The 18,232-nt window shown below is 46.8% G+C and carries 18 protein-coding genes; 3 read left to right on the forward strand and 15 right to left on the reverse strand.

What is annotated here, in order from left to right; translation table 11 throughout:
- Positions 1 to 135: 135 nt before the first annotated feature.
- The 13 genes from ICL80_RS13365 to ICL80_RS13425 all read right to left on the reverse strand — a co-directional run bounded on the left by ICL80_RS13365 (position 136) and on the right by ICL80_RS13425 (position 11,192).
- Entirely contained in the window at positions 136 to 615 is a 480-nt protein-coding gene (locus tag ICL80_RS13365; RefSeq protein WP_194213049.1) for a glutathione peroxidase, read from the reverse strand.
- Positions 616 to 712: 97 nt separating this feature from the next.
- Complete coding sequence (locus ICL80_RS13370; RefSeq protein WP_194213050.1) at positions 713 to 1,525, reverse strand: PhzF family phenazine biosynthesis protein; 813 nt, start codon at positions 1,523 to 1,525, stop codon at positions 713 to 715.
- Positions 1,526 to 1,547: 22 nt separating this feature from the next.
- Positions 1,548 to 1,910: an ArsC family reductase gene (locus ICL80_RS13375; RefSeq protein ID WP_194213051.1), complete on the reverse strand. Its 363-nt coding sequence runs from the start codon at positions 1,908 to 1,910 to the stop codon at positions 1,548 to 1,550.
- Complete coding sequence (locus tag ICL80_RS13380; protein WP_194213052.1) at positions 1,907 to 2,824, reverse strand: cation diffusion facilitator family transporter; 918 nt, start codon at positions 2,822 to 2,824, stop codon at positions 1,907 to 1,909. The genes ICL80_RS13375 and ICL80_RS13380 overlap by 4 nt, the downstream gene beginning before the upstream one ends.
- 155 nt (positions 2,825 to 2,979) lie before the next feature.
- The gene (locus ICL80_RS13385) at positions 2,980 to 3,483 is read right to left on the reverse strand and encodes a F0F1 ATP synthase subunit B family protein (RefSeq protein WP_194213053.1); all 504 of its coding nucleotides are present in this window, start codon (positions 3,481 to 3,483) and stop codon (positions 2,980 to 2,982) included.
- Position 3,484: 1 nt separating this feature from the next.
- Positions 3,485 to 4,033: a F0F1 ATP synthase subunit B family protein gene (locus ICL80_RS13390; protein ID WP_194213055.1), complete on the reverse strand. Its 549-nt coding sequence runs from the start codon at positions 4,031 to 4,033 to the stop codon at positions 3,485 to 3,487.
- A 126-nt stretch (positions 4,034 to 4,159) separates the two neighbouring features.
- Entirely contained in the window at positions 4,160 to 4,384 is a 225-nt protein-coding gene (locus ICL80_RS13395) for a F0F1 ATP synthase subunit C (RefSeq protein WP_194213057.1), read from the reverse strand.
- 54 nt (positions 4,385 to 4,438) lie between these two features.
- Entirely contained in the window at positions 4,439 to 5,188 is a 750-nt protein-coding gene (locus ICL80_RS13400; protein WP_194213059.1) for a F0F1 ATP synthase subunit A, read from the reverse strand.
- Positions 5,189 to 5,240: 52 nt separating this feature from the next.
- Positions 5,241 to 5,549 carry an AtpZ/AtpI family protein gene (locus ICL80_RS13405; protein ID WP_194213061.1) on the reverse strand — a complete coding sequence of 103 codons (309 nt, stop codon included), beginning with the start codon at positions 5,547 to 5,549 and terminating at the stop codon, positions 5,241 to 5,243.
- A gap of 159 nt (positions 5,550 to 5,708) precedes the next feature.
- Positions 5,709 to 9,158 (reverse strand): chromosome segregation protein SMC, encoded by a 3,450-nt coding sequence (gene smc / locus ICL80_RS13410; RefSeq protein ID WP_194213070.1) that lies wholly within the window; start codon positions 9,156 to 9,158, stop codon positions 5,709 to 5,711.
- 62 nt (positions 9,159 to 9,220) lie between these two features.
- A complete protein-coding gene (locus tag ICL80_RS13415) occupies positions 9,221 to 9,910 on the reverse strand; it encodes a thioredoxin domain-containing protein (RefSeq protein WP_194213072.1) in 690 nt (229 codons plus the stop codon).
- Between the two features lie 102 nt (positions 9,911 to 10,012).
- Positions 10,013 to 10,642 carry a thioredoxin domain-containing protein gene (locus ICL80_RS13420; RefSeq protein ID WP_194213074.1) on the reverse strand — a complete coding sequence of 210 codons (630 nt, stop codon included), beginning with the start codon at positions 10,640 to 10,642 and terminating at the stop codon, positions 10,013 to 10,015.
- Between the two features lie 31 nt (positions 10,643 to 10,673).
- A complete protein-coding gene (locus ICL80_RS13425; protein WP_194213076.1) occupies positions 10,674 to 11,192 on the reverse strand; it encodes a DUF721 domain-containing protein in 519 nt (172 codons plus the stop codon).
- A 100-nt stretch (positions 11,193 to 11,292) separates the two neighbouring features.
- Here ICL80_RS13425 and mutY point away from each other — a divergent pair, with 100 nt between their 5' ends.
- On the forward strand, positions 11,293 to 12,336 hold the full coding sequence (gene mutY / locus ICL80_RS13430) for an A/G-specific adenine glycosylase (protein WP_194213078.1): 1,044 nt from the start codon (positions 11,293 to 11,295) through the stop codon (positions 12,334 to 12,336).
- A 111-nt stretch (positions 12,337 to 12,447) separates the two neighbouring features.
- Positions 12,448 to 13,974 carry a S10 family peptidase gene (locus tag ICL80_RS13435; protein ID WP_194213080.1) on the forward strand — a complete coding sequence of 509 codons (1,527 nt, stop codon included), beginning with the start codon at positions 12,448 to 12,450 and terminating at the stop codon, positions 13,972 to 13,974.
- Between the two features lie 11 nt (positions 13,975 to 13,985).
- On the opposite strand, the gene ICL80_RS13440 is transcribed toward ICL80_RS13435, so the two are convergent.
- Positions 13,986 to 14,876, reverse strand: coding sequence for an alpha/beta fold hydrolase (locus tag ICL80_RS13440; protein WP_194213082.1), 891 nt, complete (start codon positions 14,874 to 14,876; stop codon positions 13,986 to 13,988).
- A gap of 50 nt (positions 14,877 to 14,926) precedes the next feature.
- A complete protein-coding gene (locus ICL80_RS13445) occupies positions 14,927 to 17,275 on the reverse strand; it encodes a TonB-dependent receptor (protein WP_228073542.1) in 2,349 nt (782 codons plus the stop codon).
- A gap of 170 nt (positions 17,276 to 17,445) precedes the next feature.
- Between ICL80_RS13445 and ICL80_RS13450 the strand changes: the two genes are divergently transcribed.
- A complete protein-coding gene (locus ICL80_RS13450; protein WP_194213084.1) occupies positions 17,446 to 18,144 on the forward strand; it encodes a TetR/AcrR family transcriptional regulator in 699 nt (232 codons plus the stop codon).
- Positions 18,145 to 18,232 lie beyond the last annotated feature (88 nt).

Below are 18,232 nucleotides of genomic sequence, written 5' to 3' on the forward strand. Positions count from 1 at the left end.
TTTTAAATGCAATAACAGTCATGCGAGGTAATCACGTCGTTTTCCCTCTATAACAATCTCGCACAAAAAGTCATAAGTCCATGAAAGCACTTAATTTTATTAAATTCATACCCTCATAAAAATTTAAACTGGTGTTTAAAGCAAAGCTTCTATGTCCTTACGTATACTCTCCGGTTTATCAAGAGGGGCATACCGGCGAACCACTTCACCGTCCTTCCCGATTAGAAACTTGGTAAAATTCCATTTAATTTTCTCTGTACCCAAAATCCCCGGCTTTACAGCCTTCAAGTATTTATAAAGCGGGTCTGCCTCTGGGCCATTCACGTCAATCTTGGAAAACATTGGGAACGATACGCCGTAATTAATCTGGCAAAACTCGCCTATTTCATCGTTTGATCCAGGGTCCTGCTTACCAAACTGATTGCAGGGAAACCCAAGAATAACGAGGCCTTTATCTTTCAGGTCTTTGAACAGCTTTTCCAAGCCTTCAAATTGCGGTGTAAAACCACACTTAGAGGCCGTATTAACAATAAGCAGGACCTTGCCTTTGTAAGCCTCCAAACTCTCGTCTTTTCCATTTAAGCGGGCGCAGCTAAAATCATGAACACCAGACATCTCACATCTCCCTATAGATTCTTTACAGAGAGATGGTAGGGCTTTTTAGAGAATAGGCAAGAAAGCCGTCCATAGTTTGCTATTTAAACCTACAAAATCAATGCAGGAAGAAGGTACCTCTTAAAACTTCAATAGCCTGACCCGCTATATAGACCTTACCATCGCCGGGTACTCTTAACCACAAATCCCCTCCGCGCTTTGAAATTTGCCGGGCATACAGTTCTTGCTTGGCTAACCTTTTTGCCCAAAACGGCCCAGACATACAGTGCGCAGACCCTGTAACAGGGTCTTCGTTAATGCCGTGGTTAGGGAAAAAGCACCGCGAAACAAAATCAACATTACCAAGGCCTTTAGCTGTAGCGATAAAGCCGTACGGTGCAAATGCCTTTAGGGCAAAAAGGTCAGGCTCTAGCCCAAGAATAACTTCAGGGCTGTCGTATATAAGCAGCAAATCCCTGTCCCCATCATCGCCTTTGTAAACCTCTTGTGGCTCAGCCCCCATAGCAGCAGCTAAACCTACAGGAAGAGTAATAGGGGCAGCTCTTAGTTCCGGAAAACATAGCTCCAATTTTCCATTTTTCTTTTCAACGGTTAAAATGCCTGAAAGTGTTAAGAACCTCAGCTTAGACATATCGTGCCGAAAATGCCGGAAAATAACATACGCTGCAGCAAGCGTTGCATGGCCACAAAGCTTCACTTCTGTTTCTGGCGTAAACCAGCGCAAATGATAGTCAGCCTCTATGCCGTCCAGAGGTGTATAATAGGCCGTTTCTGCCAGATTGTTCTCTGCCGCAATTGTTTGAAGGCTTTCATCTGGCAAAAATTCTGTTAACGGGCATATGGCAGCCGGGTTACCTTGAAAAGCAACATCCGTGAACGCATCAATTTGATAAAGGGGGATTTCCTGCATTTTCCATCACTTTAAGAAAGGTTTATGCCTGTGCCCAAGCCTTGATGTCATCTTGATCTTTTGGCGCAAAACCAAGCCGGTAATCACCCGCCTTTTCCCACACAGGGCGCTTAATAAGCGCATCATGCTCCAACATTAAAGAGTTGGCTTTCTCTCTTGTGATGTCGGTTTTATCGCTATCAGGCAGCTTGCGCCACGTTGTGCCTCGTGTATTCAACAAAGCTTCATACCCAAGCGCCTCTTCAAGACGGCTAATAAGCGCTGCATCAAACACATCTTTCCTGAAATCATGAAAACGATAGTTGATACCGGCCGTATCAAGCCAGCTTCTCGCTTTTTTTACAGTATCACAGTTCTTAATGCCGTATAAAACTAGCACACTCATTCCTCCAGTTTTGGTAATTCCTCAAATGTTTGTTCAACAGAGCGCTCAGATGACGGTTCAATGTGAATAACAATATCAGCGTCTGGAAATTCTTCGCTTAAGGTCGCTTCAATTTCCGTTGCAATCATATGGCCCTCGTTAACACTAAGGTTGCCATCAACTTCAATATTCATTTGGATAAAACAATCACGCCCAGCCTGTCTGGTTTTTAGCTGGTTCAGGCCTCGCACACCGGGGCTTTCATGGGCAAGGTTAAAAATAGTTTCCCTGTCACGGTCTGACAGTTCCTTGTCCATCAGCATATCCAGCGCGGGCTTTACAATATCGTATGCGCCGTAAACAATATAAGCGGCTATCATCAACCCGGCAATGCCATCAACACTGGACACCCCCATAGAGACAGCATAAGCCGATGCCATAACACCCAAATTGAGCAATAGATCACCCTTATAGTGTAAATTATCACCCGCTATAGCAAGCGAGCCTGTTTTCTTCACTACATAGGCTTGAAAAACGACAAGAATGAGCGACAGTACAATCGCAAGCCCTGATACAGCTATAACAAGGTTGCTTGCCCTGGCCTCTTGCGGATCAGTAATCTGGCCAATGGCTTCAAGGGCAATAAAAACGGCAGAACCTGACATAACAGCCGCCTGAAACAAACCTGCCAAAGCTTCAGCCTTACCGTGGCCAAAACGGTGCTCCTCATCAGCAGGTGTAAGCGCCGTTTTAATAGCAAACAATGTAACAAGCGATGCCGCAAGATCCAGAAACGAATCTGTAAGCGAGCCAAACATGGCAACAGAATCTGAAAGCCACCATGCAACTGCCTTGGTGAGCACCAAGGTAAAAGACACAGTTATAGCCGCGCGGCTTGCCCAGCGCATCAACATGCCAGCTTTGGCTTTATCCATCTGTCTTTGGTTCCTTAAAACTATTTATAGTGTGCTCGGCAGAATAGCGGCGGATATATGAAAATACACAGAAAAATGAACAGGTATAAAAATAAAACGCCCCACAGTTATGCAGGGCGTTTGGGTACTCAGAACACGTTACTCAGAACAAATTTCTAATGAAGCTTTTGCTCAACTTCAGAGATAGCAGCATCAACGAGTGTTTTACCATTTTTGCCTTTAAGGCTTTCAGCAAGAACACTTGTTGCAGCTTTAATTGCTACTTCGGTGGCAACAGCTTTAACTTCTTTGACAGCAGCGGCTTCAGCTTGTTTGATTTTATTTGCTGCAGATTTTTCTCGGCGGTCTATCATCAAAGCCAGATCAGTTTTCGCGGCTTCTATCATGATTTTTGCGTCACTTTCAGCTTGCGCTAAAATTTCGGCAGCATCGCTTTCAGCATCACGCTGTTTGCGTTGATAATCATGCAAAAGCGTTTCAGCTTCATCTCTGAGAGACTTTGCTTCTTCGATCTGTTTACGGATTTCTTCTGATTTAGCATCCAACAGCGCTGCAATTGACTTATGCGCTTTCAGCCAAACCACGCCACCAACAAACACTACAAACGAACAGCCAACCCAAAATGTAGGATCTGCATAGAACATTTCACCCGATGCCATCTTATGCTCCCTTGACTGTATCAAGAGCTGCTTTCACAGCATCGTTTACAGCTTTGTCTTTTGGTTCAATACCACCGAGCTTGGCAATCACTTGCGTTGCAACCTCTGTCGCGACAGAATCAATGCTCAAAAGAGCTTCTTCACGAGCCTTTGCAATTGCTTTTTCAGCCTTATCGGCTTTTGTACCAAGCTTCTTATCCAGCGCAGCTTGCGCTTTGGCAATATCAGCCTGAATGGTTTCTTTCGTAGCAACAATAACTTGCTGTGCCTTAGCGCGGGCATCTGTCACAGAGGCTTCGTAAGCCACTCTTATTTCTTCAGCTTCATTTCTTAGGCGTTCCGCCGTATCAAGGTCGGTTGCGACTTTTTCCTCGCGTTCCCCCATCACTTTTGAAATGCGAGGTAAAACCATTCTGGAAACAACAAGAAACAACACCAGAAATGTTAGCACCAGCCAAGCAAGCTGGTTGGTAAATGTACCATCAGCAATAACATTGAGCTGCGGCAAACCTGCTGGTTGTTCAACTACTTCTGTATGGGCGTCTGCCATCACATGCCTCTATGGCTTGAGTTTCAATTTCAGTTCATGCCTGAGCAGAACCATGCCACATGATTATCATCTGGGCATTTGGTAAGCGGTGCGGAAAAGCCGCACCGTACCTGCTATTTTCTGTTCTTATGCGAACAGGATCAGGAATGCGATAACCAGTGCGAACAGGCCTGTTGCTTCTGTCAGTGCGAAGCCGATCAGCAGGTTCGTGAACTGCTTAGGGGCAGCAGATGGGTTACGCAGTGCACCAGAAAGGTAGCTACCGAAGATGTTACCAAGACCAATACCAATACCAGCAAGTGCAAGTGTCGCAATACCAGCACCAATCATTTTTGCAGCTTCGAGTTCCATATTGAATTCCTTCTCTACTATATAAGGTAATACGTTGAAAAATGTTTGCCTGTTTTAGTGTGAAGGATGCATTGCATCATTCAAATAAATACAGGTCAGAATTGTGAATACATACGCTTGCAGGCACGCCACCAAAATTTCAAGGCCTGTTAAGAGTACATTCACAGCAAACGGGACAACCGCGCCCACCATGCCAACCACACCAGCAGCCGCTAGACTGATAATGAAACCGGCAAAAACTTTCATCATAATGTGGCCTGCAAGCATATTGGCAAACAAACGCACAGAAAGACTGATAGGACGGGTGCAATAAGAAATGACTTCAATCGCCACAATAAGTGGCAAGAGCCAGAAAGGCACACCAGACGGTGCAAACAGTTTCAAATAGCCTGCACCATTTTTGATGAAGCCGATGATTGTTACACCGATAAAAATAAAAATCGCCATCGCAAAGTTAACAGCAATATGACTGGTCACTGTAAAGCTGTATGGCAGCATACCAGCAAGGTTTAGCCCCAGAACAAAAACAAACAGGCTAAAGATAAACGGGAAATATTTCTTACCGTCTTTACCCACGTTATCGCGGATCATGCCTGCAATAAAACTGTAGGTTAACTCTACCATTACCTGCCAACGACCCGGCACAAGGCTTCGCTTGCTCGCACCGCCAACCAGGAACAGAGAAAGAGCACTAACCACCAGAACCATAACAAGTGAACTGTTAGTAAAGGAAACATCGATCCCAGCGATCTCAATCTCTGCGTACGGTTTTACATTAAACTGTTCAATCGGACTATGGGCCACGGCTACGATCTCTTTACTTTATGCCCTTCCGGTAAAGGAAAAGCGGTCAAATTCAATTAGCTTCTTCGTCAGCATCCTGCATACGACGCGCATCCCGTATCACATTCCGCACACCACTTGCAAACCCAAGTATCAATAAGACGATTAAAAAAAGCGGTTTTGTGTCGAACCATGTGTCAAACCAGTACCCGATAAAGGCTCCAACGCCGCTACCAACAACCAGTTCCGCACTCATCTTCAAGGCTGCACCTAGAGGTGAAACAGGAGGTTCCTCCTGCCATTCTTCGGGCACTTCCTTGCGGGCTCGGCTTAACCGCTCTTCGAAAGAAGCTTGCTTCGGGTCTTTTTCTCTATCACCCATAACAAACCGCCTTTTCGTCTGCGTTTCTACCGGGGCACCTGACCTAAATCAAGGTGCTGCCAAAGGCGGTTGCAACATAGTGAAGCCCCTCCGCCCTGTCAAGGTGCAATAAAAATATACTAACCACTTGTAATATAACCGAAATATCGAAAATAGCAATTAACTCACATCTCGAAATTCTTCTGCCTGCTCCAAGTCAACAGAAACAAGGGTAGAGATTCCGCGTTCTGACATCGTCACCCCAAACAGCCGCTGCATCCGCGACATAGATACAGCATTGTGTGATACTATCAAAAAACGTGTATTTGTGCGCTTGATCATATCATCCAGAAGGTTACAGAATCGCTCAACATTTGCATCGTCAAGCGGGGCATCAACTTCATCAAGTACACAGATAGGTGCCGGATTCGTAATAAACACAGCAAAAATCAAGGAAAGGGCTGTCAGGGCCTGTTCTCCACCGGACAACAAAGACAGCGCCTGCAAGCGTTTACCAGGCGGACTTGCAAAAATCTCCAGTCCTGCATCCAGCGGATCATCTGATTCTGTCAGCTCAAGGTGGGCTTCACCGCCTCCAAACAAGCTTTTAAACAGTTCGCCAAAATGGTTATTTACCACTTCAAATGCAGTCAAAAGACGTTGACGACCTTCTTTATTGAGGCTCCCGATTGCCTGCCGAAGGCGGGCAATGGCGGCTTCAAGGTCTGTTCTTTCGCGCACCAAATGGTCCATCTGCTCGCTGATCTCAGCCAGTTCTTCATCAGCCCGCAGGTTAACAGCACCTAGTCTGTCTCGTTCGCGCTTCAGTTTCTCAAGCTTTATTTCAAGAACCGTAACATCTGGCAAACTATCGCTCGCCGCGAGTTCAACCTTTTCCAAAAGCCGGGTTGGTGCACACTCAAAGCGCTCAGCAATATGATCAGCAATATCTTTACGGCGGCTCACGGCTGTCTCCAGCGCGGCGTCGGCCCTGATTTGCCTTTCTTTTACAGTAGACAGGCTTTCCTGAATGTCTTTCAGGGCTTTGTCTTTTTCTGCAAGCACAGCCTCTGATGATACAAGGGCATCACTGGTCTGCTGGCGCGCCTTTTCCGCCTCAGCCAAATGGTTCAAAAGCTGCTGTTTACGCTTTTCCATTTCATCAGGGCTTGCTTCTGCTGCTGCAAGCTGTTTTTCCGCTGATGCCGCACGGTCATCAAGCGACTTAATCTGCTTTGTTGCACTTGATACCCTAAGCGACCAGGCACCACTTTCTGTTTTAATAGCAGAAAGCCTGTCACTGCGAACTTGTGCTTCACGGCGCAGACCATCATAAACACCGCGTGCCGCGCTTAAGTCGTGTCGTAGTTTCTCAACTTTAGTCCGTACTTCAGATAGCTCTTTTTCAAGCTTTTCATTTTGCGGTAAGTCGGCAATTTTTTTATTAATGTCAGCAAGCCTGGCGTCCGTTTCTTTTTCTTCGGTTTGCAAACGGCCCATTGATTCCTTAATCATAGTAACCTTGCTGTCCCGCTTACTGGCTTCCTGCTCAGCGTTTACAAGTACCCGGCGCTTATCAGCCAGTTCTTTCTCGGCGTGCTGGCGCATTGCCCGCTGACTTTGCTCCACTGCGCGAGCTTTTTCGTGAGCCTCAAAGGCTATTTCAGCCGTTTTAACAGCCTCTGCGTATTTCTCTTCAAGGCTTTGCAACTGGGTTTGCAGACTTTCCAGCCGGTTTTGCTGCTGCAGTCGCAGGGCTGCCTGCGTTGGTGCACCGGCTTTTACAACATAACCATCCCAGCGCCATAACTTACCTTCCCTATCCACCACTGATTGCCCGGGCTTTAGGCCTGAGGTATTGGGTGTGGTAGCACCACTTACAATGCCAGTGTATGCCAATTTCCGGGCGAGAACTGCTGGCACGGTTACGTACAGAGATAGTGGTTCAACCCCCTTGGGCCAGCTTGGGGCTGCCAACGCCTCAAGCTTTTGCCAAAACCTGCTAGCATCAGGGTTTTTACCGGCTTCCGCTTCGCTGCCAAAGGCAATACCTGCTGCTGTTTCATACCCCGGCTTTGCTTTTAATTCACTGGCAACAGGGCTATCATCATCATTTTCAAGAACCAGCATTTTTACAAGGCTCGAAATTTCACCAGACAGGGCTTTAACCTGCCCTTCCATTTCAGCACGAGAGGCATCAACAGTATTCCGTGCTGTACGGGCTTGCGCTGTGGCAGCCTCTGATACAACAAGTGCTTCGTCAGACCTTGCTAGGGCCGCCTCTGCATCCAGCACCGCTTTTTCTGCCATTTTCAAGGCCGCGACAATTTCATCTTGTGCCGACATGGCTGTAAGTTCATTTGCCTGCCGAGCCTGTTCTGATACTAGCTGATCTTTGCGCCGCGCCACAGCAAGCTTATCGCTCTCCAAACTTGACCTCCGCGCCCGAGCCTGTGCGGCTTGTTCGCTTAAAGTATCAAACTCGGATTCCGCCCCGCTTGCTTCTTTCGCGGCAGTTTCCAGTGCTTCTCGTGCAGCTATCTCCGCCTCTTTTTCTGCGTCACGCGCTGCTTCAAGACGGGCTTTTTCCGTATTCAGGCGGTCTAGAGCAGACTGTGAATCTGCAATAATTTCCTGCTCACGCACCTTATCTGATGTAACCTGCTCCAGCATAGCACGCAGGGAAAGCGCAGCCTGTTTGCGTCGCTCAGACTCAAGTTCAAGGTTTTCTTTTTCAATAGATAGTCGCTGTAGTTTAGCAGCGGCTTCTGCATCCGCCTCCCTCAACGGCGGTAACATAGCCGCTGTTACAGCCTGTGCTGTTGAAATTTCGGCAACCTTTTTAGTGATGGTTGCAACTTCAGATTCTGCCGCTCTCAGGCCTTGTTCAACCCGGATAACCTCTTCTGAAGCGAGTTTCCATTTAATGAACAGCAAGCTTGCCTCTGCCTGCCTGATTTCACCAGAAATAGATCGGTACCGTACAGCTTGGTTTGCCTGACGCTTCAGGCCTGATATCTGGCTTTCCATAGCCTGCACAACGTCTTGTACTCTAACAAGATTACCCTCTGCGCTTTTGAGGCGGCTTTCAGCTTCTTTTCTGCGGGTATGGAGGCCAGATATACCTGCAGCCTCCTCCAATATCTGTCGCCTATCCTGCGGTTTGGCATTAATCAGGCTACCAATTCGGCCTTGACTTACTAGCGCTGGCGAATGTGCGCCAGTTGCGGCATCTGCGAACAAAAGCTGCACATCTTTTTGCCGTACATCTTTACCGTTAATACGGTAGGCAGAGCCGGATTCCCGCTCAATTCGGCGAGTTATTTCAATAGTATCTTCATTATTATATTCTGCGGGGGCGGTACGTTCAAAATTATCAATAACAAGTGTAACTTCCGCCATATTACGAGCCGGCCTGCGATCAGTACCAGCAAAAATAACATCATCCATGCCTGCGCCGCGCAGCGACTTGGCACGATTTTCCCCCATAACCCAGCGAATAGCTTCAAGAAGATTGGATTTGCCGCAACCGTTCGGCCCCACCACACCTGTGAGGCCGTTTTCTATATGAAGCTCGGTTGGGTCTACAAATGATTTAAACCCTGATAGACGCAAGCGCGAAAAACGCATGGCCCTGGTTTACTCCCCCTCTATAGAAAATAGCCTAAGCCCCCGCTCAGGCTATTTCAGCGTTAAAGTGCGTCTTCTATTGCAGCAGCAAGATCATCCCACTCATACTTTTCTTGTACAGTGCCATCCACAATGATGGTGGGTGTACCAGTAATTTCAAACTCATCTTTGCCGTCAGTGGTCATTTTCACCAAATGCTTGTGCATTTCAGTGTTGGAAAGACAGCGATCAAAGGTCGTACGGCTCATATTAACTGTTCTGCGCGCCAATGCCGCAAGTCCATCAACAGGGTCCTTTTCTCGCATCCATTCCGCCTGACGGCTAAAAAAAACCTTCATAAGTTTTTTGGCTGTTTCTTCATCGCCGCAACGCGCAACAGTAGAGGCAGCCATATCAACACGGTTCAATAAAAAATTTCGGTATATGAGCTTAACTTTGCCTGTTGCGATGTAGTTTTCTTCAATTTTTGGGAAAATCTCTGTCGCAAAATGGGCACAGTGCGGGCATGTAAGGGACGCATATTCAATGAGCGTAACAGGTGCGTCTGCAGCGCCGTATGTAATGTCGCCCCATGTGATACCTTCTGCTTGCTCAGCAGAGGCTGTGGCGCTTGCCTCACTCTCTGCAACCGGTGTATTTACGGTTTCTGCTGTGTCTGTTTTTGCGGTTTCGCTTTCATCGCATGCCGCAACCGCCAGCAGAAGCCCGCCAACTAAGAAACGAAGAACTATATCAAATTTATTGTGTATCATATTACCCTCACACACCATATATTGTGTTTTAACCCGAAAATACTGTGATGACGAGTCATTTTTATGACTCCCCTTCTGATCTACTTAAAACTCTAGAAACAGCTAGTTACCGCCTGTCGCTAAAGTTATTTTTTCTTTAAGGTCGTCATAGTCTTTAAATGCGACTTTTGTACCGTTAATAATGATGGCAGGCACCGATGAAATATCATAGGTATCGTGCCCTTCCTTCATTTTCTTCACAAGTCCTTGCATCATAGCGCCGTCTGCCATGCATTCGTTCACTTTGGCAAGGCTAATACCATGAAGATAGGCAATAGACGTGATAGCTGCAGCCTGATTTTCTGCAGTAGCCCAATCGCTTTGCTCTGCAAAATACGCTTCAACCAACTCTTTGGTTAATTCCTTATTATCTGTACAGCGTACGGTGGTTGCAACAGCCATATCTAAACGGTCACGAATAAAGTTCCGAAAAACCAGTTTCACTTTACCCGTCGAGATAAAGTTCTCTTTAAGATACGGCATCATTTCTACAGAAAAATGGGCGCAGTGCGGGCACGTAAAAGAAGCATACTCTATCACTTCAACCGGGGCATTTGGGTCACCGTAGATGATATCTTCAATTTCAATCGGCACAACTTCAGTAGCAGGCACAGCTTCATCTGCAGCACTTGCTGCAAGTGAAACAAGAATATACCCAAACATACCCAGCCCAGATTTAACAAACGCCTTCATACCCATACCTTTCACGTTACAACCCTCATGATTACTCTTTTTTATTCGACAAAACCATTTCGCCAAGGCTTTTCAAGGCCTGCTGTAAAGGGCTTAAATCTTTTTCACCCACCAGAATGTCCAGCTTTTGCTGTTCTGGCGCTGACAGTCTTTTTTTTGTGAGAGCAGTTTTTCTAATAACTTTATGCAACGGTCCCTGCTTCACTTCAAGGGAAGCAACAGCACCATACCCAAAAAACCTGTTAACCTGTTCAATAACGCGGTGGCTTTTGTGTTGCAGTAGCGGTGCAAATGCAGACTCGCACCTAACAACAAGCTTTGCCCCCATACGCTGCCCACGAGGAAATAAAAGCTGCACCGGCACAGTGCACGCCGCAAGTTCTGCCCCAACAATATGCGGCCAGCGCGTCACAACCTCTGCCTGAGCAAAGCCTTTGGCTCTGATAGCAGGTGAAATAAAGGCCAAAGCAACTTTTGAAGCTGCCGTTGTCTTGTTCAGACGTGGCACCTGTTTTTTTGTTTTTGCTTTTTTTTCACTTTCAACAGCCATTTGGCTTGCCCTTCAATGCGGCTTCGCTATGGTTTCCCATGTCAGAAACCTACAGTAAAGAAATGCAGGCACAAGCCTAAACCTTCAGGATCAACCCCTTGTGAACAAAGATTTTTCAAAAGACCTGCTTGACTGGTACGACAGGCATCAACGTACCCTGCCTTGGCGTGCAAAATCTGGCGTTACAGCAGACCCTTACCATGTTTGGCTTTCTGAAATTATGTTGCAACAAACGACTGTTGCAACCGTAAAAGCCTATTTTGAGAAATTCTTGCGGTTATGGCCTTCCGTTGAAAACCTTGCCGCAGCTCCGCTCGATAGCGTTTTAAAAGAATGGGCAGGACTTGGTTATTATGCACGCGCCAGAAACCTGCATAAATGTGCTGGTGTCATCGTCAACGACCATAACGGCACATTTCCCGAAACAGAAGCTGCGCTCAGGTCCCTGCCGGGTATAGGTGATTACACAGCAGCTGCTATTATAGCGATTGCCTTTAACCGACACGCGGCGGTTGTAGACGGTAACATAGAACGTATTATAGCGCGCTGTTACCGTATCAGCACCCCGCTGCCTACTGCGAAAAAACCAATTAGAGAAGTTGTTGAGGGCCTTACCCCCAACACTCGCCCCGGGGACTTTGCCCAAGCGATGATGGACTTGGGCGCAAGCCATTGCAGCCCCAAAAAGCCAAGCTGCATGTTGTGCCCGCTACCCCGACACTGTGAAGCCCATAAAACTGGGGATATGGAAAATTACCCCGTCAAAGCACCTAAAAAAGAAAAGCCCACTCGTCGTGCCATCAGTTTTTGGCTAGTACACGATGGGCATTTACTACTTGAACGCCGCCCTCCCAAGGGGCTTCTCGGTGGTATGCCAGGGCTTTTCTCAACCCCATGGGTTGAGCGGCCTGATTTCCCGGTGAAAACAGAATGGCTGGAACACACGCCCACTGATGATTACTGGAAACCCGTTTCTGGTATGGCAAAACACACATTTACCCATTTCCACCTGCTAACACAGCTGGTTACAGCTAAAGCACGCGCGCGGCACAATGTGGAAAATGGTTTCTGGCACCCGATTGAGGACCTTGCCAATATAGGCCTACCCACAGCCTATAAAAAAATAGCTGATTTAATGCTCTAAACACCAATAAAACGTATAAGCCTTCGCCACTCTTAAATTGACAAACCAGTATTCGACCTATCCTATAGATAAGCATACTTGGCATTATTCAAGACACTCGGGGGAGTTATTATGGTTATGCGCAGATACTTAAAAAAAGCCTGCCTTATTACAGCTGTTTTTAGTGCGCTTTACTCAGCAGCCTATGCTGACGAAGAAAAAAGTGAAGACCTGCCCATACCCGAAGCTGTCTCTATTGTTACAGAGCACAAAGGCACATTTAGTGGCACAAAAATGGATTATACTGCCACGGTTTCTAATCTGCTGTTGAAAAACGAGGAAGGAGACATTTATGCAAGCGCCTTCACAACAGCCTATATAGCCAAAACCCCAACAAAGAGCCGCCCTGTTACCTTTGTTTTTAATGGTGGCCCCGGGTCATCATCCACATGGCTTCATATGGGCCTTGTAGGCCCGAAACGCGTTGTTGTGCCAAGTGATGCAGATGATGCCGGGCTAGCCCCTTATGAAATGGTCGAGAATGAATTTTCAATCCTTGACCTAACCGATATTGTAATGATTGACCCCATTGGCACAGGATACAGCCGCCTAGCGGGAAAAGGCAAACCCGCCAATGTTTACGGGCTGGAGGAAGATGCCAGCACTGTTGCGCAGGTTGTGCGCGAATGGGTACGCAAGAACAATCGCTGGAATGCCCCAAAGTTCATTATGGGGGAAAGCTTTGGCACCACACGGGCCGCCGCAATGATGCCATATCTGGAAGCTGGACCTGAGGCAATACGTGTAAACGGCTTAATTCTCATTTCCCAAGCGCTTGATTATACAGGTAGCACACCTGCCCATAATAACCTTGTTGCCTATGTTACCTACCTGCCAACAATGGCGGCAACTGCATGGTATCATAACAAGCTTGTAAACAGGCCTGAAAACCTCGAATCTTATCTCGAAGAAGTCCGCGCTTTTGCGACAAAAGAATATCTGCCTGCTCTCTTTATGGGATCGGGTATTGATACAGCAACGTTCGATGCAGTTGCCACCAAACTTGCAAAGTACCTAGGGCTTGAAGTGGATTACGTGAAACGCGCTAACTTAAGAGTTTTAGGTGGTCGCTTCGTGAAGGAACTGATGCGTGATAAAGGCCTGTCGACAGGCCGGCTTGATGCCCGTTATTTAACCGATGAAATAGACGATACTGCAGAAACTGTAGACTATGATGCAGGATCTGCGGCACTGAGCGGCGCATATTCTGCTGCAATCCATCACTATCTTCGTAATGACCTTAACGTAAACTTCGAAGAGCCCTATTATATATACGGCCCTGAAGTGGGCAAAAACTGGATATGGCAAGGCGCTGGCGAGAATCACGACGAGCCAGTTTATGTAAACTCAGCGCCCCAGCTTGCTAGGGCAATGCGCTATAACCCCTCCTTAAAAGTGATGGTCGCCTCAGGCTACTTTGATTTCGCTACACCCTTTTTTGATGCAGAATATACCTTTAACCGCCACGGTATTGATATGACGCGTGTAACCATGACTTACTACCCAGCCGGGCATATGATGTATGTTCACCAACCATCACTTGAAGCTGTAGTGGTTGATATACGGGCCTTTTATAAAAATAACCCTTTAAGCAGGTAGACTTGGGGAGCTTACATCCAGCCCTTGTCTGAAAGTGATAAAAACCCGTCAACAGCTTCGGTGGCAACAGGCTCAGTCAGCCACGGCGCATGGCCTACATTTGGCACCTCGACAGATAACAGGGTTGGCACCTGCTTCTTGAGGCGTGTAACTGTTTTATCAGCCAGTAAATCTGAAATACCGCCTCGCAATAAAAGTGTTGGCCTATTGCGGGCCAATTTACGAAACTTGAACCACAGTAGTGCTGACAACATTTTAAGAGACAAAGGTTTAATCGCCCGGAAAACTTTAGCATCATAGTCAAAGGCTGGAAGACCGTGTTCATTTTCCCGAAACGTACAACGAGCCATTTTCTGCCATTCAACGTCCGTAAAATTTGGGTAAGCCGCAATACCAATCATTTTAGTGTAAGCTACTGCATCGTCCCAAGTTTTTACATGTGCCCCTTGCCCCGCGTATGATGCAATACGGGCAATACCCGCTGGGTCCACACTTGGGCCAATATCATTAAGAACAGCGCCTGCTATACGGCTGAGGTTATAGCCTGCAAGCGTCACTATAATTAAACCGCCTAGTGACGTACCAATAAAATGTGCACGCTCTATACCTAAGGATTCTAAAAAGCCATCTACATCCCGTGCATAAACATCTGGGCGGTAATTTCTCTTATTCGTATCATACTCAGATTGGCCGCGCCCGCGCATATCGAGGGAAATTACCCTTCTACCCTGTGCAGACAAATATGTTGCTATATCGTCAAAGTCACGGACATTACGGGTTAGACCATGTAAACAAACAACAGGTAACAAACCGGGGATATGGGTGTTTGCAGGGTAATCGCGGCCTTTTAACGCTAAGCCATCGCTGGATTGCCAGCTTATAATCTTAAAGTTACTACTCACAAAACAATCCCTTGTGAAAAGCCGGTGCAAAAAAGCACCGGCATTCAGTTTTAAAAGCGGTATTCAACCGATGCAGTAACAGTACGCGGCGGGCCATAAAAACCAACCACAGCATCGCCGTATGCAAGGCCCGGGAAGTTATAGGCCCCTGTACGGTACTCTTCATCGGCCAAATTGCGGCCATGAATACCAACACGCCAGCTATCAGAAGCAGAGGTCCAGACAATGCTCATATCAACAAGCTGGTACGCCCCTTGATCCACTGCCGGAATTGGCGTTTCAAACATAGAAGTGCCGCTTCTGAATGACATGGCACCACGCACGTTTACAGAGCCATTTTTGCCTAAGTCGAAAAGATATGTGAAGCCCACATTACCATTCCATTCAGGGGTGTTTTGGAAGACACGGCTATCAGCCACGTTCCCTAAAACAAAAGCAGGCGAACCGCCAGGATTTGGCACATAAGCAAAATATTCATCAAATGATGCATCAATATAACCAATGGCAGTATCGATACTGAACGCATCAGTCAGTTGTGCTTTTGCTTCAAGCTCAATCCCTTTAATTGTAGAGTTACCAACGTTATCAACAAAACTTACAACACCTGTACCGGTAGAGTTTATCTGCTGGCTCGTAACCTGCTGACCATCATATTTTGCCTGAAATACTGCTGTGGCAACCGACAGGCGGCGATCAAAGAACTCACCTTTAAAGCCAATTTCGTATGTATCAACTTTTTCAGGAGCATACCCATTCACTGTATCAGGTGTGGCAGTCGCATCGCCGCGCATGTCAAACCCGCCAGACTTGAAGCCTTTACTGTAGCTAGCGTAAACATTGCTATTATCGCTAAGTTTATAAGACACACTGACACGCGGCGTAAATTCTTCGAATGTCAGTTCGTTGGTATAATCTGTTAATTGCTGAAGAAGGATACCGTCACGGCCTGTAACCGGGCTACCTTGACCAAGGTAATTTGCCTTAAAAACAATCCCTTCTTTTTCTTCACGTGTCCAGCGACCACCAAGCGAGATATTAATCCGCTCTGATATATCGACATCAACATCAGCAAACAAAGCATAAGATTTTGTATCGACACTACCACTTGTGCCCTGTGTAAGGCTAGGCGTAGGTGCACCCGGTAAGGCAGAAGCTGCAATACCAAGAATAGTGTCATACGCCCCTTGTGCCATTGCTTTCATATAGTAAGCACCAATAACACCACGCCAATTTTCATAACTCAGAAGCGCTTGTACTTCTTGGGAAAATTGGTGATCGTCATACACGCTTGGTGGTGCAACAACATCAAATAAAGGCTCAGGTGTACCATCAAAATCGATCCCATCACCGTGGGTAACACCTTCCCTGTAAGCCGTAACAGACTTAAGGGTCAGCGCATCACTTACAGTCCATTCCGCCAGCATTGAAATACCTTGGGTAATAACCTCGTTGTTATCGCCAACGCCAGACCATGTATCATAGACACCTTCCTGAACAGGGAAAGCCTCTGCTGGAATATCAATATTAAACGGTGCGCCCGTAAAAGGTGCGCCGCCAAATGCCGCAGGAATAGGCAGTTCACGGTGACCATGATTTGCCTGAGAATCGTCTTCTGTACGGTCGGCTGAAATGCGGAAAAACAAATCAGTAGAAGGTGTTGCTTCTAGTGTTAAGCGGCCAGACCACGATTTTTTATTATTTGTTTCAGAACCCGTATAAAAGTTCGTCCCGTACCCATCCCGGTTATAAATGCCTACAGCCGCACCAACCTTGATAATATCACCAAGCGGAACAGACCCAGAGGCGATCAGATCGTGCTGCCCAAAGGTACCTACGTTCGCGCGCACTTTCATAGATGGGTCTTCACTCAAACGTGCTGTTACATATTTAACCGCGCCGCCAATAGTGTTACGCCCATAAAGTGTGCCTTGTGGCCCCCTTAGGACCTCAATACGCTCAATATCAAAAATATCGAGAATGGCGCCTTGTGGTCGTGCAATGTAAACATCATCAACATAGAGACCTACACCCGGCTCAAAACCCCAAAGAGGGTCCTGCTGGCCAATACCACGAATAAAGGTTGTTAGGGTTGAGTTTGTTCCGCGCGCAACCTGCAACGTTAAGTTGGGTGTCATGCGCTGCAATGCAGTGATGTCAGTAGCACCGCTCAAATCAAGTTGTTCACCGCTTTGAACAGATAAAGCGATTGGTACATCTACCAGTGTTTCCTCGCGGCGACGTGCTGTTACTACAATTTCATCAAAAAAACGCTGATCAGCCACCATGACTTCATTGTCATCCGCGGCGAAAACGGCAGGCACAGCGCCTTCCATTACACACATTATGGCAGCAAGTGAAATAGCGGTTGCCCTTGAGTATCGTTTCGTATGCTTTAACATTTTTTAATTCCCCAGTTGTATCGTTCCCTTATCGCAGATTGCGCATAAACATAATAGAGTCAACTTATTTATTGGTTGTCCAATAAATATTTTTTAAAAGCACTTGCCAACAATACCTGAGCCACGCATGTTTATAAGGGTACCTCCATGTAAGCCAGAAAAGCAGTAGTATGACCAAAAGCAACACAGTCGCCGAACAAGCTACCAGAAAACAGCGCACACAAGCCGGACGCAGAGAAGAATCGTGTGAACGAATACTCGATGCTGCAGAAGAGCTTTTTAGTCGCAGAGGCTATCACGGCGTTACAGTTCGTGAAATTGCAACCAACTCTGGCGTCGATACGTCCCTACTGCATTATTATTTTGGATCAAAAACTAGCCTTTTCAATGCCGTAATCAGCCGTAGAGCTAGCAACATTAATGAAACCCGGCTCAAAGCGTTACAGGAATATGAAAAAGCACATGAAGGCTCTATGACTGCAGAGGGTGTGATTGAAGCCTATTTAACACCAACCTTTAGCATCATGATGGCAGGCGATGCAGGCACCCTGAACTACGGTGCACTCATTGCCAAAATCAACAGCACTGCATTCACTGAAGACTTTGATATTGCACCGTCGCCTTTTGACTTTGTAGTGCAACGGTTTATTGGCATGCTGAAAAAGGTCCGTCCAGAGTGCCGAGATGCTGAGCTATACTGGTTTTACCACTTGCTTTCCGGCGCCATTACCCTATCGCTTGCTCAAACAGGGCGCATTGATGCCTTGTCAGAAGGTGCGTGTAAATCATCAGACTTTAAAGCCATTCTTACCCACATGACACAGGTATTTGGGCACGGGTTTGCGGCACTTACACCCCCTATTGATTGAAAACAACGCAGCCTCTACGAAAGAAAAAGGCCCTCAAGGATATACCTTGAAGGCCTTAAACTATTTAGCAGGCAAACTGCAATGAAAC

Source organism: Kordiimonas pumila, assembly GCF_015240255.1.
Lineage (GTDB): Bacteria > Pseudomonadota > Alphaproteobacteria > Sphingomonadales > Kordiimonadaceae > Kordiimonas > Kordiimonas pumila.